Source organism: Winogradskyella jejuensis, from assembly GCF_900129745.1.
Classification (GTDB): domain Bacteria; phylum Bacteroidota; class Bacteroidia; order Flavobacteriales; family Flavobacteriaceae; genus Winogradskyella; species Winogradskyella jejuensis.
The window spans coordinates 534,188-560,161 of the sequence record NZ_FQWS01000002.1 but is presented as its reverse complement, the minus strand read 5'-3'; the positions used below and the strand labels follow the sequence as shown (position 1 = coordinate 560,161).

The 25,974-nt window shown below is 34.7% G+C and carries 23 protein-coding genes; 5 read left to right on the top strand and 18 right to left on the bottom strand.

Annotation, left to right across the window (positions count from 1 at the left end; genetic code table 11):
- Window positions 1–4: 4 nt before the first annotated feature.
- Genes pxpA through BUB95_RS10350 form a run of 3 tightly spaced genes read right to left on the bottom strand, consistent with a single transcriptional unit; the run spans window position 5 to window position 3,082 of the window.
- The gene (gene pxpA / locus BUB95_RS10360) at window positions 5–748 is read right to left on the bottom strand and encodes a 5-oxoprolinase subunit PxpA (RefSeq protein WP_073086176.1); all 744 of its coding nucleotides are present in this window, start codon (window positions 746–748) and stop codon (window positions 5–7) included.
- Window positions 738–1,961, bottom strand: a complete 1,224-nt coding sequence (locus BUB95_RS10355; protein WP_073086174.1) for an Nramp family divalent metal transporter — start codon at window positions 1,959–1,961, stop codon at window positions 738–740. The genes pxpA and BUB95_RS10355 overlap by 11 nt, the downstream gene beginning before the upstream one ends.
- On the bottom strand, window positions 1,961–3,082 hold the full coding sequence (locus BUB95_RS10350) for a DUF2891 domain-containing protein (protein ID WP_073086172.1): 1,122 nt from the start codon (window positions 3,080–3,082) through the stop codon (window positions 1,961–1,963). Before BUB95_RS10350 ends, BUB95_RS10355 begins: the two co-directional genes overlap by 1 nt.
- A 123-nt stretch (window positions 3,083–3,205) precedes the next feature.
- On the opposite strand from BUB95_RS10350, the gene BUB95_RS10345 reads away from it, so the two are divergent.
- The gene (locus BUB95_RS10345) at window positions 3,206–5,362 is read left to right on the top strand and encodes a tetratricopeptide repeat protein (RefSeq protein ID WP_143185594.1); all 2,157 of its coding nucleotides are present in this window, start codon (window positions 3,206–3,208) and stop codon (window positions 5,360–5,362) included.
- Window positions 5,363–5,366: 4 nt separating this feature from the next.
- Here the strand turns inward: BUB95_RS10345 and BUB95_RS10340 are convergent, their stop codons facing one another.
- The 5 genes from BUB95_RS10340 to tilS form a co-directional block, all read right to left on the bottom strand.
- Window positions 5,367–6,905 carry a YifB family Mg chelatase-like AAA ATPase gene (locus BUB95_RS10340; protein WP_073086168.1) on the bottom strand — a complete coding sequence of 513 codons (1,539 nt, stop codon included), beginning with the start codon at window positions 6,903–6,905 and terminating at the stop codon, window positions 5,367–5,369.
- 28 nt (window positions 6,906–6,933) lie between these two features.
- Entirely contained in the window at window positions 6,934–7,893 is a 960-nt protein-coding gene (locus BUB95_RS10335; protein WP_073086166.1) for a YheT family hydrolase, read from the bottom strand.
- A gap of 241 nt (window positions 7,894–8,134) precedes the next feature.
- Window positions 8,135–10,033, bottom strand: a complete 1,899-nt coding sequence (locus BUB95_RS10330) for a CocE/NonD family hydrolase (RefSeq protein ID WP_234969258.1) — start codon at window positions 10,031–10,033, stop codon at window positions 8,135–8,137.
- 128 nt (window positions 10,034–10,161) lie between these two features.
- Window positions 10,162–11,814, bottom strand: a complete 1,653-nt coding sequence (ade, locus tag BUB95_RS10325) for an adenine deaminase (RefSeq protein ID WP_073086164.1) — start codon at window positions 11,812–11,814, stop codon at window positions 10,162–10,164.
- Window positions 11,815–11,868: 54 nt separating this feature from the next.
- A complete protein-coding gene (gene tilS, locus BUB95_RS10320) occupies window positions 11,869–13,182 on the bottom strand; it encodes a tRNA lysidine(34) synthetase TilS (RefSeq protein ID WP_073086162.1) in 1,314 nt (437 codons plus the stop codon).
- Window positions 13,183–13,304: 122 nt separating this feature from the next.
- Between tilS and BUB95_RS10315 the strand changes: the two genes are divergently transcribed.
- Window positions 13,305–13,994 (top strand): hypothetical protein, encoded by a 690-nt coding sequence (locus tag BUB95_RS10315; RefSeq protein WP_143185593.1) that lies wholly within the window; start codon window positions 13,305–13,307, stop codon window positions 13,992–13,994.
- 3 nt (window positions 13,995–13,997) lie between these two features.
- On the opposite strand, the gene pabB is transcribed toward BUB95_RS10315, so the two are convergent.
- Window positions 13,998–15,296 (bottom strand): aminodeoxychorismate synthase component I, encoded by a 1,299-nt coding sequence (gene pabB / locus BUB95_RS10310; protein ID WP_073086158.1) that lies wholly within the window; start codon window positions 15,294–15,296, stop codon window positions 13,998–14,000.
- Window positions 15,297–15,404: 108 nt separating this feature from the next.
- Here pabB and BUB95_RS10305 point away from each other — a divergent pair, with 108 nt between their 5' ends.
- Window positions 15,405–16,760 (top strand): DEAD/DEAH box helicase, encoded by a 1,356-nt coding sequence (locus BUB95_RS10305; protein ID WP_073086156.1) that lies wholly within the window; start codon window positions 15,405–15,407, stop codon window positions 16,758–16,760.
- Between the two features lie 49 nt (window positions 16,761–16,809).
- On the opposite strand, the gene BUB95_RS10300 is transcribed toward BUB95_RS10305, so the two are convergent.
- The 4 genes from BUB95_RS10300 to BUB95_RS10285 all read right to left on the bottom strand — a co-directional run bounded on the left by BUB95_RS10300 (window position 16,810) and on the right by BUB95_RS10285 (window position 19,765).
- Window positions 16,810–17,217: a DUF2721 domain-containing protein gene (locus BUB95_RS10300; RefSeq protein ID WP_073087394.1), complete on the bottom strand. Its 408-nt coding sequence runs from the start codon at window positions 17,215–17,217 to the stop codon at window positions 16,810–16,812.
- A 96-nt stretch (window positions 17,218–17,313) separates the two neighbouring features.
- Window positions 17,314–18,633 (bottom strand): serine hydrolase domain-containing protein, encoded by a 1,320-nt coding sequence (locus tag BUB95_RS10295; RefSeq protein WP_073086154.1) that lies wholly within the window; start codon window positions 18,631–18,633, stop codon window positions 17,314–17,316.
- A 93-nt stretch (window positions 18,634–18,726) separates the two neighbouring features.
- The gene (locus BUB95_RS10290; protein WP_073086152.1) at window positions 18,727–19,356 is read right to left on the bottom strand and encodes a hypothetical protein; all 630 of its coding nucleotides are present in this window, start codon (window positions 19,354–19,356) and stop codon (window positions 18,727–18,729) included.
- Between the two features lie 10 nt (window positions 19,357–19,366).
- Window positions 19,367–19,765, bottom strand: a complete 399-nt coding sequence (locus tag BUB95_RS10285) for a MotA/TolQ/ExbB proton channel family protein (protein ID WP_073086150.1) — start codon at window positions 19,763–19,765, stop codon at window positions 19,367–19,369.
- Window positions 19,766–19,957: 192 nt separating this feature from the next.
- Here BUB95_RS10285 and BUB95_RS10280 point away from each other — a divergent pair, with 192 nt between their 5' ends.
- Together BUB95_RS10280 and BUB95_RS10275 are read left to right on the top strand one after the other, a co-directional pair.
- Window positions 19,958–21,016, top strand: a complete 1,059-nt coding sequence (locus tag BUB95_RS10280) for a sensor histidine kinase (protein ID WP_073086148.1) — start codon at window positions 19,958–19,960, stop codon at window positions 21,014–21,016.
- A complete protein-coding gene (locus BUB95_RS10275) occupies window positions 21,009–21,719 on the top strand; it encodes a LytR/AlgR family response regulator transcription factor (protein WP_073086146.1) in 711 nt (236 codons plus the stop codon). Before BUB95_RS10280 ends, BUB95_RS10275 begins: the two co-directional genes overlap by 8 nt.
- A gap of 92 nt (window positions 21,720–21,811) precedes the next feature.
- Here the strand turns inward: BUB95_RS10275 and BUB95_RS10270 are convergent, their stop codons facing one another.
- From BUB95_RS10270 to lpdA, 5 genes are all read right to left on the bottom strand, one after another.
- Window positions 21,812–22,447 carry a hypothetical protein gene (locus BUB95_RS10270; protein ID WP_073086144.1) on the bottom strand — a complete coding sequence of 212 codons (636 nt, stop codon included), beginning with the start codon at window positions 22,445–22,447 and terminating at the stop codon, window positions 21,812–21,814.
- 137 nt (window positions 22,448–22,584) lie between these two features.
- Window positions 22,585–23,430 carry a hypothetical protein gene (locus tag BUB95_RS10265; protein ID WP_073086142.1) on the bottom strand — a complete coding sequence of 282 codons (846 nt, stop codon included), beginning with the start codon at window positions 23,428–23,430 and terminating at the stop codon, window positions 22,585–22,587.
- Window positions 23,414–23,956 (bottom strand): DinB family protein, encoded by a 543-nt coding sequence (locus BUB95_RS10260; protein ID WP_073086140.1) that lies wholly within the window; start codon window positions 23,954–23,956, stop codon window positions 23,414–23,416. Before BUB95_RS10260 ends, BUB95_RS10265 begins: the two co-directional genes overlap by 17 nt.
- 70 nt (window positions 23,957–24,026) lie before the next feature.
- Window positions 24,027–24,482 (bottom strand): hypothetical protein, encoded by a 456-nt coding sequence (locus BUB95_RS10255; RefSeq protein ID WP_143185592.1) that lies wholly within the window; start codon window positions 24,480–24,482, stop codon window positions 24,027–24,029.
- Window positions 24,483–24,495: 13 nt separating this feature from the next.
- Window positions 24,496–25,902: a dihydrolipoyl dehydrogenase gene (lpdA, locus tag BUB95_RS10250; RefSeq protein WP_073086136.1), complete on the bottom strand. Its 1,407-nt coding sequence runs from the start codon at window positions 25,900–25,902 to the stop codon at window positions 24,496–24,498.
- Between the last annotated feature and the right edge of the window lie 72 nt (window positions 25,903–25,974).

The window sequence follows — 25,974 nt, the reverse complement described above, 5'->3', positions numbered from 1 at the left end:
TCTTTTATGAAATTTCAATATGATTAGCGATTAAATTAGTGTGTAAATATTGCAAAATATCTACAGCATTTTTTGTGTCTCCATGTACGCAAATTGTATCAACAAAAAGCTCCACTTCTACTCCATTTATGGCTTTAACTTTTTGATTAGAAATCATCTGAAAAACATGCTCAAAAACATGCTCTTTTTTTGTGATTAATGCCTTAGTATTTTGACGCGAAACTAAGGACAAATCTTCATTATAATTTCGGTCTGCAAAACCCTCAAAAACAACATCGATTTGTTTCGATTTTGCTATTTCAGAAATAACAGATTTATATGGTGCGTACAATTTTAATTCCTTGGAGAAATAACATAACACATCTACAATAACTTCAGCTGTATTTTTATCTTTTGCTGCCAAATTATATAATGCACCATGTGGTTTAATATGATTCATTTTTAAATCATGGCTCTGTAAAACATCTTGCAAGTCTTGAATTTGAACTCTCAAGCTTTCATATAAATCTTTAGTATTCATACTCAACTCAGTGCGGCCAAAACTTGCCTTATCAGGAAAAGATGGATGAGCACCTATTTTTACATTATGATGCTTAGCCAAACTCACAACAGTTGACATCGTCTCAAAATCTCCTGCATGACCGCCACAAGCAATATTACAGGATGATAAATAAGGTATCAAGTCTGCTTCATTAGCTAAACCTTCCCCTAAATCTGCATTGATATCTATTTTTAGATTAGATGACATTAAATACGCTTAAAATTGTTTTTGCTCCCAAGAAAATTGTAATTCCTAAAATAACAAACCCCAGCACATTTTGAAGACTAGAATTTCTGTGGCTACCTAAAATGTTTGATTTATTCATTACCCATAGTAAAACTCCTGCAATAACAGGTAAGAGCAAACCATTAGCGACTTGAGCAAATTTTATAATTTCTATAGATTTAAAACCTACTGACGAGAAAATAACACCCAATAGCAGAATAAAAATCCAAACCATCCTAAATTTTTTCGCCTTTAAATCACTACCCCAGCCTAAACATCCCGAAGCTACAAATGCCGCTGCTAAAGGAGCTGTAATAGCACTAGTTATTCCTGCAGAAAATAAACCCATAGACAAGAAATATGTAGCATAATCCCCAAACAAAGGTTTTAACGCCAGTGCCAAATCGGAAGCATTATTTATATCTTGAAATGACACAGAGGAAGCCGAAATGATGATACACATAGATACCAAACCTCCTAAGACTACAGCTATAACTGTATCTTTTCTCGCATACTGCAAATCGGATTTATAACTCCACTTTGTTTTTGCTAATGAAGCGTGTAGAAATATATTATAAGGCACTACAGTTGTTCCTATTAGCCCAATAATAGTTAATATACTTTTCTGAGGGAATTGCGGCACAAACATACCTTTTAATACTTCAGGAATATTAGGTTTAGTCAAAATTGCTGTTATCAAAAAAGCTAAACTCATTAGAATAACCATAAAAACTAATACACGTTCAATAATTTTATAATTCCCTATATACAAAAGAAAGAAAGCTATAATTCCAATAAGTAATGGCCAAAGCTTTAGTTCTAGACCAAAAACATCAGCTTTTCCAGTCCCAAAAAGTTTTTCCATACCCAATGCACCTCCTGATATGTTTCCAGCTTCATAAGCAGCATTTCCAATTACAATTGCAGATAGAATAAGAACAATAATTATGGATTTTAGTAATGGACTTTTTATTTCATTACGCAACGTTTCTGACAATCCTTTTTGGGTTACAACGCCCAAACGCGCTGACATTTCTTGTAAAACAACAGTTGCCAAAATAGAAAGTGTCATTGCCCAAAGCAGAGCATAACCAAAGTTTACCCCAGCCAAAGTACAAAGTGTTACTGTACCCGGTCCAATAAATGCTGCAGCAACTAATGGTCCAGGACCAATGTTTTTAAAAAACTTTTTCATTAACGCTCAATTGAATTTAGTGCATAAATAGCAAAACTACCCAACCAGTGTCCGCCTTCATAACTGTCATCAACAATACTTGGTAATGAATTATTAATATGTGTATTGGCTAAGTTTTTAAGATGCGAATACTCAGGTAAGTCCTTAGCAATATAGTTTAGGCTCCAAGCTCTTGAGAAATTAACGCCATCTAAATGCACTAGCTTACCGTCTGTACGGTCTGAGACTCTACCAACTTCGAGATTAAAGCTTTCATCTTTTAGTTGCGGTAGAAAGTCGCCAAACCAGATTACAAATTCTTCTTTAGGTAAAACACGTTTCATCAAAGCAGCTTCTTCCAAGCATGGAGACAAGAAATCAAAGCCACTTGGCTCCCATCCTAACGGACAACCAGAATCAAAAAAATAAAAATCTTTGGCCCGCTTTTCAATTAATAATTTTAACTCCGTATTATTCAAAGTTATAGCATAGTCATACGCAAAACTCAACCCAAATGACGTGTTAGGATGTTCTCCCACTCGGATTGGGTAATTTAGTTTTGGCAGGAATTCTATATACTTATCAACGATTAAATCTGTTAAAGGCTGAAGATTTTTTTCTACTTCTCGCGCCACTTTACTATCCCATTTATGAAGCTCTTCAGCAAGTTTCAATAACCACGCCCAGCCATAAGTTCGTTCAAAAGACTTATTATTTTTATCATCAAAGTAGGCTACTTCTCTTTCAATATTTTCTTTTGAAATGCTATTTAGCAACCATGCTTCTATTTCATTAGCTCTATTTAAATCAGGAAATTGACGCATCAAGCTAACCAAACTCCAATGTCCGTGAACTGCAGAATGCCAATCAAAACAGCCGTAAAAAGCAGGATGCAACTCCTTCGGAGATTTTAAATCTTTATCACTACCCAAAGTTTGTCCCAATCGGTTTGGATATTCAACATTAACACACGCTAAAGGGAGTTCGGCTAAACGATTAGCTTCATCGCTATTTAAAACTGGCGCTTCAGATTGTTTTATAACCTTTTCACTTTTAATTGATGAAGATTCTATGCTGGTTGATTTATCTTCAACACAACTAAAAACTATAAAAACTAAAAGCGCTATTCTAAAATTTTTCATTCTACATTTTTATTAGTGGCATTCTCAAAAATACAATTTACAATTCTTCACTTTTCATTAATATTATATATCTTTCAAATTGAATTCAAAAAAAAGTTACCGCTTAACAAGTTAAAAAAGTTTATGGAAGGACAGTCGCGAAAAAGAAAGTGGATAAAAACCTTACAATTTTTGGCTGCCTATCTCGTTGCCGCATGGACATTTTTACAGTTTGTAGATTGGATTCTAAATCGTTACGATATTTCTCCTAATTGGGTAGATTTACTCTTATGGATTTTTATCGGGGTCATCCCATCTGTGCTTATCTATTTTTACAATCAAGACCGCATTAATGAAGGTATACTTAAGCTCAGAGAAAAAATTATCTTTCCACTAAATGTTATTTTACTTGCTATCATTACTTATTTTGGATTTGGTAATAGCGACTTAGGCGCTACCACGAAGGAGATAAGTTACACCAACGACGAAGGTAATCTGGCCACACAACTCATCACCAAAGAAGAGTTTAGGATAGGACTCCCTATTTATCAGTTTGAACCTACAGTAAATGACACTATTAATACATGGTTACAAGACGGCATTCAAGAACTCCTTTACCAAGATTTGTCGCAAGACAAAACACTTTCTGTCACTAAATCAGACTCGTATGGCACGGTTAATAAGGTGACGGAGTCTCGAATTTTTAATGATTATTATGTCGATGGTACTTATGAGGTTAACGGTGATACTTTTAAGGTGACTCCAAAAGTTAGAAATGCTAAAAATGGTAAAGTTCTTTCGGAAAAAACTTTTGAAGGAAACGATTTGTTGAATCTTTTAGACGAAGCAAGTGTATTTGTTAAAGACAATATTGGGCTAACAGAAGTAAAAAGGGACTTATATATTGACCTAAACCTTAACGAGTTTTACAGCAACTCGCTTGAAGCTATAAAAGCTCATATTAACCGTGATTATTACAGAGCGCAAGAATTAGACCCTACATTTGCTATGTCTTATTTTGAAAACGCACAGCGTAGTATTCGTTATAGTTTTGGTGAAGAGGGCGAGAAAAAACTCATTAATCAAGCCTATCGTTATAGTGGAAAACTCCCACTACAGCGTCAGCTTCAAATTAGAATATTAAGACATATTGCCTACGAAGAATGGGATATGGCTGAAAAATTACTGAAACTTCAACTAGAAATTGACCCAAGTGACGAAATATATAACAGGCTTTTGTATGCGGTTTATGGCGAAACAAAGCAAGTTGAAGCCTATACTAAATACTCGCAAGAACGTTACGACAACAATAAAAGCATTGAAAATGGAACTAATTTATTGAATGCTAGTTTAGTCTCTGGTAATTATGATGAAATTATAACAGCAATAAAGAGTTTAGAGATTGTACAGCCAAACAATCCTAGTCTCTTTGCGCTAAAAATAAGACCGCAATTACTAAAAGGAGATATAGAAGCTGCTAAAAAAACCCAAGAACGTGCTAAACTACTTAACCCTGGATGGAAAAACTTTACAGAACCTGTTGACTCTGTAATTGATTATTTATCTAAAAATAAAGCAACAAAAAAAGCATTACTAAGATTTGTAGGGAAATATAGGTCACAAAGTTTAGAACAAGTTTACGAATATTGGATGGAGAACGATAAATTGTTATGCTATGTATCTAACCAACAACTAAGTGCACCTATTTTAGCCGATGACAATAAGCTAATGTTAGGAAGCTATATTAATGGAAATATAAATATCAATACATTTTTAGAAGATAGTAAAGGTAAATTTTACGCAACGGTTAATACGGAGCATAACTACAACAATAGGAATGTCTACTATTATTGGCGCTATGACGATACCATAAAAAATGCTGAAGAAGCGTTAGTTAAAAGCGATTATGAAACTGCTGAAAAACTCTACAAAATAGCAATAGAAAATTATCCTGAACACTACTTTTTAAAACTTGGCTTACAACATATAGAATATGTAAAATCTAAACCTGAAGAAGAAATCATTGAGCAATACTCTAACATAATTGGTAGTTATGGTAATGCTCGTCAATTTTGGATTGAAGATAACAAACTCTATTACGAGCGTCAAGGAAATACCAAACTCCACTTGTATCCTATCTCTGAAGATAGCTATATTTCACTTTCTAGATATAACAATCAGTATGCGTTTGAAACTACAGCAAATGGCAGACAAGCCTCTGCGGTGTATAGTTATGAAAACGAAACCAAAACTTGGAAAAAGTTAATGGAAAACAATAATTACTTATTCAAAGACGAGTAAGTGTCTAACCTAGCCAACCATCACGGTCTAAACTACGATATTGAATAGCTTCACTAATATGGTTGCCTTGCACATCTTTTGTTCCTTCTAAATCAGCGATAGTTCTGGCGACTTTTAGTATTCTATCATAAGCTCTTGCCGACAAATTTAAACGCTCCATAGCAGATTTTAAAAGCTGAAGCGAAGCATCGTCTAACTTGCAGTACTCACGAATTTGTTTAGTATTCATTTGTGCGTTGTAATGCACATTTTCTAATTCTTTAAAGCGTTTTGTCTGAACTTCTCTAGCAGCAGTTACTCGCTTTCTTATCTCCACCGAAGACTCGCCTTTTCGTTCTTCTGACAATTTTTCAAAAGGTACAGGTGTCACTTCGATATGTATATCAATACGGTCTAATAATGGCCCTGAAATTTTACCCATATAACGCTGCATTTCTGCTGGACTAGAGGTTATTGGTGCATCTGGGTCATTGAAATAACCGCTTGGACTTGGATTCATACTGGCCACCAACATGAACGAACTTGGATACGTCACTGTGAATTTTGCTCGAGAAATCGTGACTTCTCTATCCTCCAAAGGTTGTCTCATCACTTCAAGAACTTCACGTTTAAACTCTGGTAATTCATCTAAAAACAAAACACCATTATGGGATAAGGATATTTCACCAGGTTGTGGATAACTTCCACCACCGACTAGAGCAACGTTTGATATCGTATGGTGAGGACTTCGAAACGGTCGCTGTGCCATTAATCCTGCATGCGCTTTTACTCTGCCAACAACGGAATGTATTTTAGTCGTTTCTAAAGCCTCATGTAAAGTCATTGGTGGTAAAATACTCGGCAAACGCTTTGCCAACATGGTTTTACCAGAACCTGGTGGACCAATCAAAATAATATTATGTCCACCAGCCGCCGCAATCTCCATGCAACGTTTAATACTTTCTTGACCTTTGACATCTGCAAAATCAAACTCTGGAAAATCTAGATTTTTATAGAATTCTTCACGTGTATTTATAATAGTTTGCTCAAGTTGCTCGCCTTTATCAAAGTGATTAATGACTTGATTGATATTATCAACCCCAAAAACTTTTAAATCATTTACAATCGCAGCTTCTTTAGCATTCTGAATAGGCAAAATAAAACCTTTAAAACCTTCTTCTCTCGCCTTAACAGCAATTGGCAATGCTCCTTTTATGGGTTGCAAACTTCCATCTAAAGATAATTCGCCCATAATGAGATAATCTTCTAAGTCTTCTGCTTTTATTTGGTTAGATGCGGCTAGAATACCTATAGCCAAAGTTAAATCGTAAGCCGAACCTTCTTTTCGTAAATCGGCTGGCGCCATGTTAATGGTAATCTTCTTACCTGGAATTCTAAACCCATTATTCTGAAGCGCCGCTGCAATACGATAATTACTCTCTTTAATAGCATTATCTGGCAGACCTACCAAATGGTAACCAACACCTTTATCTACATTAACCTCAACAGTGATTGTTGAAGCTTCAACACCAAAAACGGCGGAGGCGAAGACTTTTTTGAGCATAGATTATAATTTGAATTAAAGCTACAATTTAAAGTTTATTTATAAAATCCAAAGCCCGCATCTCATTATAATAAAATTCTCCTTTTTGTATAAACCCTACATGACCGCCATATTTCGGCATTTCTAAATGGAGATTAGGATTGTTCTTCGCTTCTTTTACAGGATAGCATCCCGCAGATAAAAACGAATCATTCAACGCATTAATTACTAATGACGGGACTTTAATATTGGGTAAAAACTGCAAACTGCTTGCTTTATCATAGTAATCGTAAGCATCTATAAATCCGTGAGCTTTCGAGGTGTACACATGGTCAAAATCGATAAGCGTTTTAATAGACTTATAGTCGGCTACTGAAATTTTATCTGAAAACTGCTCTAACTTAGGTTTTAGCTTTTGCTTTAAATGGTCCAAAAATCGGAGAGCATACGCTTTGTTTTTTAAACTCAGTAATTCATCGCAAGAGCCTTTTAAATCACAAGGCGCTGAGATTGCTATAACGGCTTTTATTTGTTTGGATACCTCTCGTTCTTCGCCTACATATTTCAACGCCATATTTGCACCCAGACTAATACCTTTGATGTAAATTTCCTCATACTTATCTAATGAAACAATATGGTTCACAACTGATGCTAAATCTTCCGTAGCTCCTGAATGATAACTTCTGTAAAGCAAGTTTGGCTCACCGCTACAGCCTCTAAAATTGACTGCACAAGCATCTATTCCGTTTTGGTTGAATAGTTTAGCCGCTCCTGTTAAGTATGGACGTTGCGCATGACCTTCTAATCCATGCAAAAGAATGATACATTTTTGACTTGGCTTTTCAGCATAACTCCAGTCTAAATCCAAAAAATCAGTATCGGGTAGCGTGATGCGTTCTCTAATTTGATTAACGCCATTGACTTTTCTAGCTAAACCAGAAAATACTGTAGACACGAAACCACTCTTAGCCCAAAAGAGTGGTTTGTAAGTTGATTCTATTATTGGCATATTGGCCCCATCATGTTTTACAATTTAGCTTCGCTGAATTGCAACATATTTCCCCAAAGGGGAAAAGTTGCAATTGTTAAAAAAATAGTATTTAGACTTCTCAATTTTTAAATATTAAAATTTAAAATGCTGTCAGTTCGAGTATTCACATTTCGCCTAAGCTTTAGCGGATGAGCAAGTCGAGAGCAGATTAATTTCCCCTAAGTATCTCGACTACGCTCGATATGACAATTATTAACAATTATTTCAAAATTGTAAACTCAATAGAAGAATCGTTATACACCTTATGCGTTTGTGTTTTGAAGTCTTCTTCCTTAGCTTCAAAAATATTCTCCACATAGGTTTGTGGATTCGCATCTATGTAAGGAAAAAAGGTACTTTGCACTTGCACCTGAATTTTATGTCCTTTTTTAAACGTATGAAACACATCTTGTAATTTCAGATTTATCGGTGTTTTTTGGTTTGGCACAAAAGGTTCAGGAATACTCATACTATTTCTAAAACGTCCACGAAGCACTTCACTCCTCACCATCATGTGGTAATTACTTAATTTTAAATGGTCTTGCACATCATCTGTATTTTCTGTGTCAGCCGGAAATACATCAATAACTTTAACTATCCAATCGGCTGCTGTTCCTGTTGTAGATACATTTAATTTTGCCAAAATATCACCTACCATTGTAACGTCGTTTTCTAAAACTTCCGTTTCAAAAGTTAAAACATCTGGACGACGAGACGCAAAACGCTGGTCGTCTGTCATAAACTTTCTCGGCGTGAATACCACTTTTATATCTTCCGTATACGGTACAGGTTTTTTGGGATTACTAATAAAATCTGATGTCGCGATATTTCTAGTTACTTGTTTTGTTAATCGCTCTTCAGGCTGCAAAAACCAGCTTTGCTTTGTTGTATTTTTTGGAGGCCATTGCTCAAAAGATTCCCACACTTTAGTACCCGTATTAAACATGTGTGCTTCTGCTAAACCGGTTTCGCCATTGGCTTCGCCTTTTAGAAAATGATTAAAAAACTTAGTTTCAATCTCTTTTTGGAAATAATCAGATAAATTATCGCCGAAGTGAATATTACCAATCACTTGTCGCTCACTAGTTCTTGCCCAATCACCATGACTCCAAGGTCCAAACACTACGGTGTTGTAATTATTGCTATTGGCTTCTATACTCTTGTAAGTGTTGTATGGTCCGTATAAATCTTCGGCATCGAACTGTCCGCCAACAATCATCGTCGCTGGTTTAATATCTTTTAAATGCTGAATAATACCGCGGCTCTGCCAAAATTCATCATAAGTGACATGCTCTTTTAGCTGCTCCATAAATACATTATCCTCGCCATAATACCCATCTAGCTTACTTAGCGGCATATTATCAAGGAAAAATTGATATTGGTCTTCCGTACCAATATCCGGAAACTCATACCATGCTTCTTTTGTTGGTGTATCTTTCATATAACCAAACACAGATGTTGCTCTCCAATAACTTAATAAATAGGCGCCGTTGTGAATAAAATCATCAAAAAAGAAATCACCAATACATGCTTGTGGTGATGATGCTTTTAATGCAGGATGCCCCGATAAAAGAGAATACGTCGCATAGAATCCTGGGTACGAAATACCGTATGTACCCACATTTCCGTTGTTATTTTCCACATTATTCACTAACCATTCAATGGTATCGTAAGTATCACTCGCCTCATCCGTTTGGTTACCCGTTTTATTAGGAATGTAAGCACGCATATTATCGTAAACACCTTCGCTATTCCAGCGTCCGCGCACATCTTGATAGACCATAATGTTACCTTCTTCCATCAAATATTTATTTGGTCCCAATTTAGATTTATATTCGTTTTCTCCATAAGGTCTACAACTGTACGGTGTACGCATCATTAAAATTGGGTATGTTTTAGAGGTGTCTTTTGGTGAATAAATCGTGGTGTGAAGCTTAATACCATCGCGCATCTCTATCATTACTTCTTGCTTATTGTAATGTTCTTTAGCGTAAGTATCATCGGAAATACTAATTTTATTTGCAGCTGTTTCGGCTTCGGTAAGATTGATGTCTTTTGTGTCTTTGCAACCTAACATTGCAATTGAAAACACTGCGAGTAGTAAAATTCTTTTAATCATGGTGGTTAGTTGGTTTGAATTTAATGCTTAAAGATAAATGAATTTTGATTTTTTGAATAGGACTTTAGAAACCTTTAGGATTTTACGAGATGCTGAATCAAGTTCAGCATGACAAATCGATTATTTCATTATTTAACTTCCAAATCAGTAAACTGAAAAGAATTACCATCAAACAGACCTTTATCTCCCAATTTTAAAGACGGAATAACGAGTAAAGCCATAAAAGATAAACTCATGTAAGGCGCGTGTAATTTGCTTCCTAAATCTTTTGCCATTTTATCGAGTTCTGCGTAAGCTTTACCAATGGTTTCGGCATTTTGGTCACTCATAATTCCTGCAACAGGAAGAGGAACAACTTTTTCTTCAGAATTTGAAATAGCGCAAATACCTCCTTTATTTTCGATTAATAGATTAACTGCTTTACAAATAGCTTCGTCAGAAACGCCAACGGCAATGATGTTATGAGAATCATGACCCACTGAACTGGCAATTGCGCCTTCTTTTAATCCGAAGTTTTTTATAAATGCTATCGACGGTTTTTCATTTTGGTAACGATTAACAACCGTCATTTTTAGAATATCCGTTTCGGTGTTGGAAATTAAATTGCCGTTTTCTATTGTTGAATTTTCTATAATTTCATTGGTAACCAATTCGCCATCCAAACATTCGATAATGCGTATTTTAGATTTATTAGACTGATTAGATTGGCTAGATTTATTAGACTCAAATCTAAAATCTGATACTTTCTTTTTTTTGGTATTGAAATTATTCAGAATTTCGAAATCGACATGCTCGATTTTTGATTCGCCATTATCAAATACCAATTCGCCATTTATATAAGTCTGAAGCGCTTTAAACAACTTTAAATCTTCAACGACTATGCAATCCGCGGCGTCCCCAACTTGCAGTAAACCTACGTCTAAATTATAATGCTTTACTGGATTAATACATGTGGCTTGTAATACTTTAAACACATCAATACCTTTTGCAACAGAGCGTTCTGCAAGTTGATTAATATGTCCTAAAAGCAAATCGTCAGGATGTTTATCATCACTACAGAACATCATATTCTCATAATATTCAGGTAACAAATCGATTAAAGCGTCGAAGTTTTTGGCAGCGCTTCCTTCTCGAATGATTACTTTCATCCCTTTTTGAAGTTTCTCTAAAGCTTCATCATAAGTAAAACATTCGTGGTCCGTGGAAATTCCTGACGAAATGTATTTGTCTAAATCATCGCCTCGTAAACCTGGAGCATGACCGTCAACAGGTTTATTAAAATACTTTGCCCACTCTATTTTTTTATGGACTTCTGCATCGTTGTAAATAACGCCAGGATAATTCATCATTTCCGCCAAATATTTAATATCTGGATGAGATAGTAAATGCTTAATATCATCGGAATCGATGATAGCTCCAGCAGATTCAAAAGGTGTGGCCGGAACACAACTTGGTGCACCAAAATTGAATTTAAAAGGTGTTTTCTTGCCGTTTTCTATCATAAACTCCACGCCTTTCACACCAAGTACATTGGCGATCTCGTGTGGGTCGGATACTGTAGCAACTGTTCCGTGTTTTATAGCAATCTTAGCGAACTCTGAAGGCACTAACATTGAACTTTCTATATGAATATGTGCATCTACGAAACCAGGAAGAAAGTAATGGTTTTCTTCACAATCTTTTTCCATGATTGATTTTATTTTACCGTCAGCAATATGGATTTCGCCTTTAAAGATTCTATGGTCTTGGATATCTACTATGTTGCCTTTTAATATGACCATTATATTTTTTCGAACACACCCAAAGTCTCCTCAAGGGGACAATTGAGTTATAAATTACTTATCAAGTTTAATTTGCAAAATATTCTCTGTTTTGTCAGTCACCTTGAAACGGTCGTCGCCTCGTCTTCCGACAATCCATACAATCTTTTCATCCGAAAGTAATACCCAAGTGTTCTCCTTTTCAATTGGTGTTAACTTTTCATCTTTTAGATATTTACTCACTCTCTTTTTGCCTGTCATTCCAAATGGATGAAAGTAATCTCCTGCTTTCCAGGGTCTTATTTCTAATGGATATTTAAGCTTTTCCTTATCGGCAAACAAAACAGAATTATTGGCTTCACCAATTTGTTTTACTTCTTTAAAACTCAAAGAACCAAATAGCCCATAACTTATAACCGTAGATTCTTTTATTTGCTTAGTTGCATAATTTCCTTTGGGAAATTCAGTCAATAATAGGAATTCACGATACTTAATTAAACGATATGAATTTGACTTAACATACTTTCCTGTTTCGGCGTCTAATAAATTGACAATGTCATTCCATTCGGTGAAACCAAACTCTTTGAACATTTCAAACAAATAAGCTTTTGGATTGTTGACTTTTTTAAATTCGGACACTTTGTAAGTTATCCCGTTTTCGTTGATATCCACAATAGCACGTTTTGCAACTGCATTAAGACTTTCTTCAACAATATCCGCAGTATCATTCAAATTGTCGAGCGTGCTCTCAAAACTATCTAAAAGCTGTGGATTGATTTCTTTCAGAATTGGTACTACCTCATGTCGCAATTTATTTCGCAAATACTTCCGAGAAGAGTTACTACTATCGTCGCGCCATTTAATGTCACTTTCTTTTGCATAATTCTCGATAGTTTCACGAGAGAATGGTAATAATGGACGTACAATATTATCGTTAATCATTGGGATTCCAGTGAGTCCGTTTAGACCTGTGCCACGAGTGAAATTGATAAGAAATGTCTCTAAATTATCGTCGGCATGATGCGCGGTTAAGACATAATCAAAGTCTAATTGCGCTGCTAAGTCCTTAAACCAATCGTAACGCAACTCACGAGCCGCCATTTGGGTGGAACGCTTATGTTCTTTGGCATAAGCTTCGGTATTAAAACGCTGAGTAAATACTTCAACATTTATGTCTTCTCCTAATTTTATAACAAATTCTTCATCTGCATCACTTTCATCTCCGCGAAGTGAAAAATTACAATGCGCCAAAGCAAAATCAAAACCCAATTTTTTGCATAAATGTGCTAATACTACGCTATCAATTCCGCCAGAAATAGCAACAACTAATCGCGCGTTTTTTAGAAAGCTGAGTTTCGATAAAATATGTTCAGAAAACAGTTGTAACATAATGTAAATATACAATATTGATAGTGCCGAACAATTGTAGAATTTGAAATTAAAATGACAAATATCATAGTAATATCTCAATGTTATATGTAGCTTTAGAAAACTTAATTAAATTTTTGGTTATGAGCACTTTTAAAGAACTTTCATCAAAATCTGCAAAAACTGCCTTTGACAAAAAGGTACTTTCTGTAGTGCAACATTTACACCCATATGTAAAACACAGAATTTACATTGCTGAAACTACTGGTATCATACCTAAAAATATGTATTCGTCTAATGGAATCATTGACGAATGTGTTATTGAATTATACAGCAAAGGATTTAACATCGAAGCTGAAAAAAATGAAGTAAAACTCGAACTATTTAAGCTCGTAGACAATTATATGAACGTTCTTTTTAAAAAGGAAGCCTATCATAAAAATACGATAAGTACAGACACTATTTTGCAAGACGAGATGTCCAAACTTGGTGAGGATTATACTATTAATGCTGACTTGGACTTAGTGTTAAACACAGAATTGAATGACATATCTTACCACCAAGACCATAGCAACCATTTGTATTTGTATGAAGATAAAGAAACTTCGATTTTAAAAGCATTTGAGCTCGAGGACTTGTCGCCTTCACAGTCTCCGAAAGTGTTTGGTCGCTTCTATAATTGGCTACCCATCAACATCTCTAATATTGTCGATTTATACATTTTTGGTAAACTGGATTTTGATGCTATCGCAAAGATTAAAAATATTGAAACGTCTAGAGTTGAACTGATTTTTGAAAAAGTAAAGAAAAGTTTTAGACGTCATTTAGAGTAACTTCTAATTTTCCAAAACCTCTCGCATGGCTTTGGCTTTAATCAAACACTCTTCGTATTCTCTAAGCGGATTGCTTTTAGCTGTAATGGCACTTCCTACAGAGTAAGAAACGTATTTTTCTGTTTGGTTATAGAGAATACTTCTGATAATAACATTAAAATCGAAATCGCCATTTGGTGTGAAGTAGCCAACCGAACCTGAATACAAACCACGCTTGGTTTCCTCTAAATTTTCGATGATTTGCATGGCCGAAATTTTTGGAGCACCAGTCATACTTCCCATTGGGAATGTTGTTTTTAATAAATCTGCTGAAGTCGTATCATCGTCAACTTCAGAAACCACAGTAGAAATCATTTGATGCACCTGTAAAAACGAATAGACGTTGCAGAGTTCTTCTACTTTTACACTACCCTTTTTAGCTGTATGAGATAAGTCGTTACGTACCAAATCGACAATCATAATATTTTCGCTGCGCTCTTTTTCGTCTTTTGCCAAAGCTTCCGCCAGCTGTACATCTTCATCTTTGTCTTCTGAGCGTTTTGCTGTTCCTTTTATGGGTTGAGAAATAACTTTATTTCCTTCTTTTTTTAGGTAACGTTCTGGTGATGCTGAAAGTAAGTATTTATCGTCTGTTTTTAGAAAAGTAGCAAAAGGTGGTTTAGAAATATCATTAAGTCTATTAAACGTTTCTAAAGGCTGAATATCTGTATCCTCTGCATAAAACTCTTGACAAAAATTAGCTTCGTAAATGTCGCCACGATGAATGTGAGCGAGCATCTGCTCTACTTTTTTGAAGTAGTCATCCTTGGTGATGCGGAGTTTAATCTTAATAGACTCGTTATATATATTGTCTTCGATAAGCTCAGACTGACATTGAAAAATCAATTTTAAATCGTTATCAATTTCGTCATCAACCATTCGCAGATATTGAACTTCAACAGTATCGCCTTTAATTAGAAAAAGCTTTTTAGGCTGAAAGAAATATAAATCGGGGAAATGTAAGCCATCGAAATTTTCGGATTTTAAATCTTCAACAGCATTCTTTAAATCGTAAGTGAGATAACCGAAAATCCAATCTTTTGTGGTGTTTTGATACTCATTCAGTTTATCAAAAGCATCAAAATAATCGGTTTTTAAACTCGTAAATGCATCTACAGCAAGAACAGCGTCATACGTACTGTATTTCTCATCATGATTATTAGAATCTAACCAGACCACATCATCAAATTGCTGTGCCCAATTCAATAGCTTCTGTTTAAAGCTATCTATATTTTTTGGATGATAAAACTGCTGTGTTCTCAATAAAAACTTAAACTACAAATACCAATAATTTCGCAATACAAATATACCTACACCATTTTAAATAACAGTGCAGGAAAGAATACTATCTTTGTGCCATAAATCAATATTGTGACTTTTAGAGAACTTAATTTAAATACGCCTTTATATAACGCCCTTGACGATTTAGGGTTTACAACGCCAACACCTATCCAAGCGGAATCCTTTAATGTGGTGGCCTCTGGAAAAGATGTGGTAGGTATTGCACAAACGGGTACTGGTAAAACCTATGCCTATATGTTGCCTATTCTTAAGAATTTAAAATATTCGCGTCAAGAAAACCCTAGAATTCTAATTTTAGTGCCAACTCGCGAACTCGTGGTGCAAGTCGTTAACGAAATTGAAAAACTCTCTAAATACATCAACAATCGTGTTCTTGGTGTTTATGGCGGGACTAATATTAATACCCAAAAACAAGCCGTAGCGCAAGGTTTGGATATATTAGTCGCTACTCCTGGACGTTTGTACGACTTAGCTGCGAGTCGCGTATTACAATTAAAATCTATTCAGAAATTAGTGATTGATGAAGTGGATGTGATGCTAGACCTTGGTTTTAGACATCAACTGATGAATATTTTTGACATTCTGCCTGAGCGCAGACAAAACATTATGTTCTCGGCAACAATGACCACTGATGTTGACGAATTGATTACAGATTTTTTTATCAATCCGACTAAAATATCTATTGCAGTTTCTGGTACTCCTCTGGAAAATATTACGCAACAACGGTATGACGTTCCCAATTTTTACACCAAAGTAAATCTATTAGAAGATTTACTCTCTGATAAAGACACCTTTTCGCGGGTTTTAATTTTTGTGGCCTATAAGCGCATGGCAGACCGATTGTTTGATAAGCTGGAAGACTTATTTCCTGGTCAAACCTGTGTGATTCATTCTAATAAAACCCAGAACTATAGACTACGAAGTATTGAACAATTCCGCGAAGGTGAACACCGTCTTTTGGTCGCTACAGATGTTATGGCGCGTGGTTTAGACATAGATGATGTGTCTCATGTGATTAATTTTGATACACCAGATTATCCTGAAAACTACATGCACCGAATTGGTAGAACTGGTCGTGCCGAGCGCAAAGGAAACGCCATCCTATTATCTACTGAAAAAGAACAACAAGCACGAGAAGACGTTGAGGCTTTAATGCAAATGCAGATTGAGACGCTTGAAATCCCTGAGCATATTGAAATTTCTAAAGAACTGATTGAAGAAGAGCGTGACGTCATCAAAGAACGCTACAACCCAACAAAGCGACGTGATGAAGATGCTCCTGGACCTGCATTTCATGAAAAGAAAGAAAAAAACCAAAAAGTAAATCTTGGTGGTTCGTACCGTCGTGAAATGGCTAAAAAATATAAAAAGCCTAAAACACGTGGCGATAAAAATTATAATAAGCGGAATAAAAAGAAGAAATAATTTTAGCTCTCAACTACGTTGAAACAAAACACATTTTTTTTATGGTTTATTAGCGATTTTTCAAATCATCCTCAATATCGCTTAAATGATGTTTTAATGCTTTTGCAGAAATCTGGATTTCCCAAATAAGAAATGCTAGAGACGTTATAAGTAATAACAAAGCCACTCCAAAAACCCAAGCAGCAACTAATCTATTTTCAATATAGATTAAAAACATAGTCAACACGCAAAGTAACAAACTTGTAATGCCAAAAATCTGCATATAACGGGTTAGGTTTAGTCGAAGCTTCAAATTGTTTATCTGTCTTATTAATGACGCTTCTTGCTGCTGCAAGTATTTGTCCCTTAAGTTTCTTATTACGGCAGCGTATGCCAAAAACCGATTGGTATAAGCTAACATGATTAATGAAATTGCTGAAAATAAAAGCGCAGGAGTGGTAAGTGTAAGTTGTTCCAAAAGCGTGTTTTTATCAAAGTTAGGTATAAAGTAGGAAGCATTAAAAAAAGCGAACTTAAAAGTTCGCTTTTTGAACAAAATAACCTTTCAAATAGATTAAAGTTTCTTAAACATTATCGGTGCTTCATTACCTTTTGTAAACTTTACTGCCTCAATACCTGGATAGAAGTCAAGTATAATACCCAAAGTGTCAAACGTGAATTGATGCTGTTTTGTTGGTACTAATTCTTTTAGATTACTCTGCTCAGGAGCTCCCATTAAAACAGTCCCGTTGGCTTTAAAAATTAATTTATAAGGCACTTCTGAACTTGCGTACTCGCCTTCATAAATTTTTACTTGTTCTTCGGTCAGTTCTAACTTTGTAAAGATTGGCATTGTAATAGGCTTACCGTTAAACGCTCCTAACACCGTTAACATAATTTGCATTTTACTGTAATCTAAACCATTAGCCGTTAATGCCATGGTATTTTTAAATTTAGGAATATGAACTAAAATAGATTGAAATCCATCAATACCGCCTTCGCTGGCGTAAATATCCAAACCATTAAGATTGGCATAAAAGATGCCGTGACACACCTCTCCATTATTTGTTTTCTTCATGGCTTCTAAACTTGAATCTGATATTAGTTTACCTGCAAAAAGTGCATTCATAAACTTTGTTAAATCTTCTGAAGTTGAGACTATAGCTCCAGCTCCTCCTGGATTTGACATATCAGTTTCTAACTGCTTTTCCCATAGCAAATCATTAATTGAATACGAATAGCTTTCATTTTTATTTGTACTTATCTTATCACCAAAGTATGTATTTTTAAGTCCTATTTTTTTAGTAATTCGACGCTCTAAAGCTTGGGCATAAATATCTTTATCTATACTTTCAATAATGTATCCGAGTAAAATATAATTGGTATTACTGTAGGCAGTTTCTTCTCCTGGATTAAACACTATATCGTAGGCTTTAATCCTTTTTAGCATATCACCTCTTGATGATGGCTTTAGCATCCAATCACCAAAATCCGAGGCATTAGTAATATTAAATAATCCACTACTATGATTTAGTAAGTTTGCAATTGTAATATTTGATGCGTTGGGTATATCATCAAAATATAAAGATAAAGGCGTATCTAATGTTAATCGTTTTTCATCTATAAGCTGAAAAATCATAACTGCTGTAAATGCTTTTGTGATAGAACCAATTCTGAATTTTGTCTCATTTGTATTTTTTACATTGCTAGAAACATCTGCAAATCCAACTGCTTTATTGTAAAATTGATTTCCGTCTTTTGTAACAGAAATTGTTGCCATAAGCTTATTATTATCTTCTAGCACATTCAAATAATCATCGATTTGTTTTGTGTCTTGTGCATTTAAGTTTACCGCATTGCAAAGCAACACGAAAAGGAAAAGTATCTTTTTCAAAATTGTATTAGATTTTAAGTATGGTTGAAATTATTTTGGATTATTTTACACCTAATTTATACCTATCACTGTAACTATGTACCAGTCTATATTTTAATTCTGTGGTCGCTCTGGGATGTAAACAACATCTACTTCGATATCATTGCCATATTTTAATACCAACGAACATAACACTGAAACGCTTTTCCCATTGTGAATAGCAGGTTTCATAACTGGTATCTTTCTGAGTACTCTTAAGATTTCTGCCTGAATGTTTACTTCTGCATCTCTAACTTTCATCCCAGTTCGGTTTCCGTTTTCATCGATAATAAAAAAAGCTTCTACTTGCTTTTGTTCTGCAAGATTTAAATCTTTAAACACCTTCACATTAAACTCTCGTTTTATAAATGCTGTCACTTTATTCTTAAAACATGCTTTTGTTTCTTCAGCAGAAAGTTCCTCACAACCCTCGTACACGGGCGCTATATCAACATCTTTTAATACCATTCTGTTATCTGGACTGTAATCACCTAAACCATCACTCTTTGACATAATGCTACATAAACTTAACATGGCCTGCTCCTCTTCTTCACTTATATTTCCTTGCACCATGACCTGCTGTTGAACAGCATTTATTTTATGTATCAATTCGCTTTCTGATGTATTTGATGATGATTTTTGCTCACAAGAAAAAAGAAAAGCTATTACGAGCAGTGAAATTAATTTAGTTTTTGAAATTTCCATGTTGTCCAATTTATTGCTCAGCATTGTCTGAGTTTAAACTCCACTTATAAGCTAAAATGCCTATTCGTGCTACTGTGAAAGAGAATAATCCAAACGTTATGGTCAATAACGATACTTTGATACCAGCGGCAAACAAATCTGGTCTAGTTTCTCCAATAGCTTCTAACATATCAAACAACTCAATAATTCCCATAACAGAAGCTAAACATCCCATGACCAAAGCCACTAAACTAGATTCGGCAGCCAAACCAATCATTTTATTAGATGACCTCACATTTTTATTCTTTTTTATAGAAGCCAAGACTATAAAAACTATTGATAACAAAAAGGCTATTAAAATAAAATACATACCTGTTCCGCCTTCACTTAGACGTTTTAAAAAAGGATTTGATGTGATTAAAGCAATCATAATTTATATTTTTTAGTTAAACTTAAAACAAACATAAGATGAGATTTGCTTAAAAAAAGTAGAATGCGACCAACGACAAATTTCCATCGGGTTTTAACACAGATGTCAAAACGGGCACAAAATCTGTTATTCGTCTACAAAATAATCTCAGCACCTAAAAATAAACTATTATTGTGCCGAGAATATACAAACGTGAAGACTAACAAAACAACAACTAATAGATTAAAACAAGTGCTTCTGCACGTTTTGTTTTGGTTAGCCATACTTTTCTTTTTTACACTCACGTTTAGTGCAGACAATACTATTAATAGTAATATCTTTTATTTTTCCTTGTTTTTAATGCCCATAACCATTGGTATCACTTACGTTTCTATTTACAAGCTTATTCCAGATTACCTCGTTACGAAACGTTATTTTCTATTTGGGCTTTATAGTCTATATACGATAATCATATCTGTCTTTAGCATTATGTTTTCGGTGTTTTATGGAATTGCGTTTTTAACCGACTTTATGTTTACTAAGGTTGAATCATTAACACGAAACACGCTATTTATTATTGCTTGTATTTATCTAGTTGTCATTGTAGTTAGTGCTTTTAAACTCTTAAAGTTGAATTTAAAGCAATCCAAATACAATGCTGAGCTTGAAGCTAAAATACTGGAAGCACAACTAAAATTAAAAGAGCAAGAGTTGAAGTACTTGAAGATGCAAATTCATCCACATTTTTTGTTTAACACACTAAATACAATGTATGGTTTTGCACTAAAAAAATCTGATACAACACCAGAAATGATTCTGAAGCTCTCTAATCTATTGGATTATTTGTTATATCAGGTAGATAAACCTTCAGTTGCTTTGACTGAAGAAATTAATCATATACAAGATTATATCGACCTCGAACAAATGCGTTTTAGTGACACATTAGATGTTAGTTTTACATCTAATAATTGTATAGGTACCATTTCTGTAGCACCAATGCTTTTTTTACCATTTGTAGAAAACAGTTTTAAACACGGTAAGATTCTAGAAGGAAAACTAAACATTGATATCGCTTTTAAATGTAGTGGTAGAAATATAGATTTCAGCATATCTAATTCGCATGAAAAAAGCCAATCTACGCCACATGGTATTGGCTTAGAAAACATTAAAAAGCGTTTAGAGTTGCTATACAAAGGCCAATACAAACTGGATATTTCAGAAAGCAATGATAGTTACCAAGTACAACTAAATCTAGAGTTACCTCATGGCTAAAGCTATTAATTGTATTATAGTAGATGACGAAGCTATAGCAAGAGATATCATTGCTTTACACCTTTCTAAAATAGAACGTATTTCTGTGGTGGCGCAATGTAGTAATGCCGTCGAAGCCTTTAATGCCATTAGTCAGAACGCTATTGATTTGGTGTTTTTAGACATTAATATGCCTGAAATCTCTGGAATTGCCTTTGCGAAATCTATAAACAAAAACATCAAAGTTATTTTTACGACAGCTTATCGCGATTATGCTGTTGAAGGATTTGATTTGCAAGCCGTAGACTATGTCATGAAACCTATTTCTTTTGAGCGTTTACTTAAGGCTGTAAATCGTTATTTTGAAATCTCTAACACAAGCGTTTCTGAAAGTTCAAGCTCAAATGAGACTCAAGATTTTATTTTTGTACGGTCAGATAGACAAATGCAGAAGATAGATTTTGAAAATATTATTTATATAGAAAGTTATAGTGATTATATTAAAATACACTATAAAGATAGGTCTGTTGTTACCCGAGAAACGATTAGTAATATAGAAGCTAAACTGCCCAAATCTCAGTTTTTACGTATTCACCGCTCTTATATTGTAGCCATAAAAGAAATAACTGCCTTTACCAATGAGTTTGTTACTATTGCAGAAAAATCTTTAACCATTAGCCGAAGTTACAAGACTAAGGTTTTAAAAATATTGGAACGTTTATAGGGATTACGCTTATCGGTTTGTGTATGGCTTGTTGCGGAAAATCAGCTATGATTTTCCGCCGTAACCGAAAGATAATCCATTGTTAGATACAGTCATTTTAGTTCAAACACTTTTTCTTCGATTTCTTTTTCGGTCAATTCAGTCGCCAAATAAGTTATTTTAAAAAACTCCGTTTCAATTGAAAATTTTAGATATGGTCTTTTGGCGAGACTATAATAGTCATTTAGAAAAAAGTCGTTATGGTTTGAATAGAATTCGGGATTTAGTTTTGCAGTTTTAGGGCTAAAACAATAATTCAAAGTTATATTTTGGATATCATCGCTTGAAGCTTTATACTCATAACAATCACATTCAAAATCTATTATTTTTTGACTTTCCACTTTATTTTTTCGTGCTAACTTTATTGAATTTTGTGTTACATCTAAAGTATCAACTTGTGTACTGTTTTTATGCGTGAAGATGAGTTTCCCATTGTTGTCAATGTAAAATTGTGAGTCGGTTCCGAAATCAGCACTATTCAGATGTACTCTGCGAAAGTTCCCATTTTTTGAGTAATACATTAGCAAACTGTCTCCATATTTGTCATTCAACTGTTTTTGAAATCCGTTTGGAGCTAATTCAGTTGTAGTTATTTCAGTTGAGAACTTTATAATTCCTTCAAAATTATTTTGTCCATTTGAAGAGCAACTTACTAAAATCAAAAAAGCTAATATCAATAATTTATTCATTTTTTTCTAATTGTGCCTAACATCTAGATACAGTTCGTTATCAATGAACTATATCCACTGATAAGCGAAATTAAATTTTAAAGCAATAGTAATCAAGAGGTTAATACATGGGGTTATTAAAAGTTTTAAACAAAAAATCACTTCTTATAAGCCTCATATTTTGCCAACTCTATCTCAACAATAGCTTCCCATTTTTCTTGGGTGTCTTGCTTTTCGCCTTTTTGGGTATCGGCATCATAACGGTCTTGGAAGAGCTTGTATTCTAAAAATGTGGCATCAAACAAAGCTCTTGCTCTATCTATATTTTTACTCGTTAGGTTATTATCTGATATGGCTTTGCGCAGTTTTCGTGTAAAGATTTCTGTAATATCAAAATGCAGTTGTTCGTGTTTTAATACATAGGCATTTCTATGCTCTGGTAATCCCCAACTTTTAAAAGTATTAAAGGTATTTCGGACAATAATCTCAGACTCCCTAAATGGATTAAAACTGGACTCAAATCCAAAACCAGAATTGGTTAGCGCTAATGTATTTGGGTATTCTTGGGTATTAGGTTCACCTTTAAAATCGTTCCAAGTCAACGTTCTATCTTCACTCCACTCTATTTGCGTTTCGTAACGTTTAGGATTATCTACTTTATAAATATCTCCCATTAGCCTGTAACAGGAGCTTAATCGACTTGGTGCCTTTACTTCTGTTATTTTCACCAAATTAGCGCCTGAGTTTCGTGCAATAGCTTTTAAATTATCAATATTTTGGTAAAAGCCACAATTAACCGAAAAACCATTATCCTGCGCACTCACTTTACCAGCTAGCGTACCTTCTATATCTTGATTATCGGCTAATTCTAAAACAACAATCAATTCGCTTTTAGGTAACGGCTCTAGCTTGGTAATGATAGTACTCTTCAATTTTGGAGCGCAAGCCACAAAAACAAGAGATAGAAAAACAATCAGTTGAAATCGCTTATTGGTATAAAACATATCTTGGTGGGGTTATTCCGTTTAATTTTAATGTCACAAGCATTTGGCCTCTATGGTGCGTTACGTGGTCTGCAAGTAACATCAATATTTGTCGTTTTGTTCTATTTGAGCCAAAATAATCTAATCGTTCCGAGAGTTTATTGGTATCGAAATTAGTAATAAGTTTTATTGTCTCATCAAAGGTTTTATTAATGAGCTTAATCATGTCTTCCTTAGATTTATGAGCAGTTTTAAAAACTGTATCAGTTTTCCAAATTCTAGCTTCACGTCCTCCTAATAATGATTGACTATGCCAGTCCATAGCGTAACCAATATGAAGTAAGTTTTCTGCAAAGCTCATTGATTCTGGTGTTACACGGTAATTGTATTTATCTTCTGGAAGCATTTCTGCTATTTTTAGAATATACTTTTTAGAGTTTTCTAATCGCTGTAAATATTCTTTAACATAAACATCGTCTTGTGCCTGAACTGGGAGATTAAATAAGCCAACAAAGGCAATCCAGATAATTAATAGAGTGCTTTTCATTCTATAAAAATAAAAAAAGCGAATCTTTCGACCCGCTTTTATTTTTAATATCTTAAATCTACTATTAGTCTTAGTTTTGGCTAGTTCCCATATCGTAAAACACTTTTAGAACCTTACATGAGTCTTCACTACTCAAATAATTCATCAAATATTTATGAGCTTCCGTTTTGGGATTATCAAACCTCCTTTTTAATGCTTTATCTTGAATTGAAGATGTATCACAATTCTCAATTCTTGCACCAAAAGCTGGTTCTTGCATGACTTGAAAAGACTTCATAAATGCTTGCTGCTCTGCATCACTCTCTTCTTGTAAAACTTTAGTGATGTATTGTTCCATCTTTTGCTGACCTTCTGTGGCTAATATATTTATAGCCTTGATAGCCTTTGGATGCAACTCGTTTAGAATATTGTTAAAACATCCACACATCTTTAAAGCATAAGTTTCAATATCTTTTTTCTCATCTTCTGAAACTTGACCAAACGATAAAAAAGGAACGATTAATAATAGAGCAAGTAATTTTTTCATAATTATATAAATTTTAAACGTGTAAAGCCCTATCATCTGTAGCCGCTAAAGCAGCTTCTTTAATGGCTTCAGCAAATGTTGGATGCGCATGTGAGTAACGGGAAATATCTTCAGCAGAAGCTCTAAATTCCATAGCGGTTACGGCTTCGGCAATTAAATCGGCACAACGTGCACCAATCATATGCACACCTAAGACTTCGTCAGTTGTTTTATCTGCGAGGATTTTTACAAATCCATCGATGTCTCCACTTGCACGCGCACGCCCTAAGGCTCTAAACGGAAACTGCCCTACTTTATAGTCTACATTATCTGCTTTTAATTCTTCTTCGGTTTTACCAACAGCAGCAACTTCTGGCCAAGTGTAAACCACTCCAGGAATTAAGTTATAATCGATATGAGGTTTTTGTCCGGCTAAAGTTTCAGCAACAAAAACACCTTCTTCTTCGGCTTTATGAGCTAACATGGCACCGCGCACAACATCGCCAATGGCATAAATATTAGAAACTGATGTCTGTAAATGTTCGTTAACTTCTACTTGACCTCTATCATTAATTTTAACGCCTGCCGCTTCAGCATTTAAGCCATCTGTATATGGACGACGACCAACAGAAACTAAGCAATAGTCACCTTTAAACTCAACAATTTCGCCTTTTTTGTTTTCAGCTTTTACAATCACTTCGTCACCTTTGCGCTCGACAGATTGCACTTTGTGAGACATCATCATCTTACACTTCGCCTTCTTAAAGACTTTGTTTAATTCTTTAGATAATCCAGCATCCATGGTTGGTAAAATACGGTCCATGTACTCAATTACAGTAACTTCTGCACCTAATCTGTAATACACTTGACCAAGCTCCAAACCAATAACACCGCCACCAATAACAATCATATGCTTTGGCACTTCTTTAAGTTTTAAGGCTTCTGTAGAAGTTATGATGCGCTCTTTATCTAGCTCTATAAATGGTAAGTTACTTGGCTTACTTCCTGTAGCTATGATGATGTTTTTTCCTTCGATAGTTTCTGTAGAACCATCATTTTTAGCAATATTTACATGCGTAGCATCTTTAAAAGACCCTAAACCTTCGTAAACATCGATATTGTTTTTCTTCATTAAGAAATCAATTCCGCCAGTCGTTTGGTCTACAACAGATTGCTTACGAGCAATCATCTTTTCTAAATTCACCTTGATATCTCCAGGAATTTCAATTCCGTGGTCCGCAAAATGCTTAGTGGCTTCCTCATAATGGTGCGAAGAACTTAAAAGTGCTTTACTAGGAATACAGCCTACGTTAAGACATGTACCACCAAGTGTTGAATATTTTTCGATTATTGCGGTTTTCATTCCTAGTTGTGCACAACGGATTGCTGCAACATATCCACCAGGACCAGAACCTATAACTACGACATCGTATGAATTCATAAATTTTGTATTTGTGTTTAAAAAAGAGATGCTTCGACAAGCTCAGCATGCCATCTTAAGTGTGCACAAAAA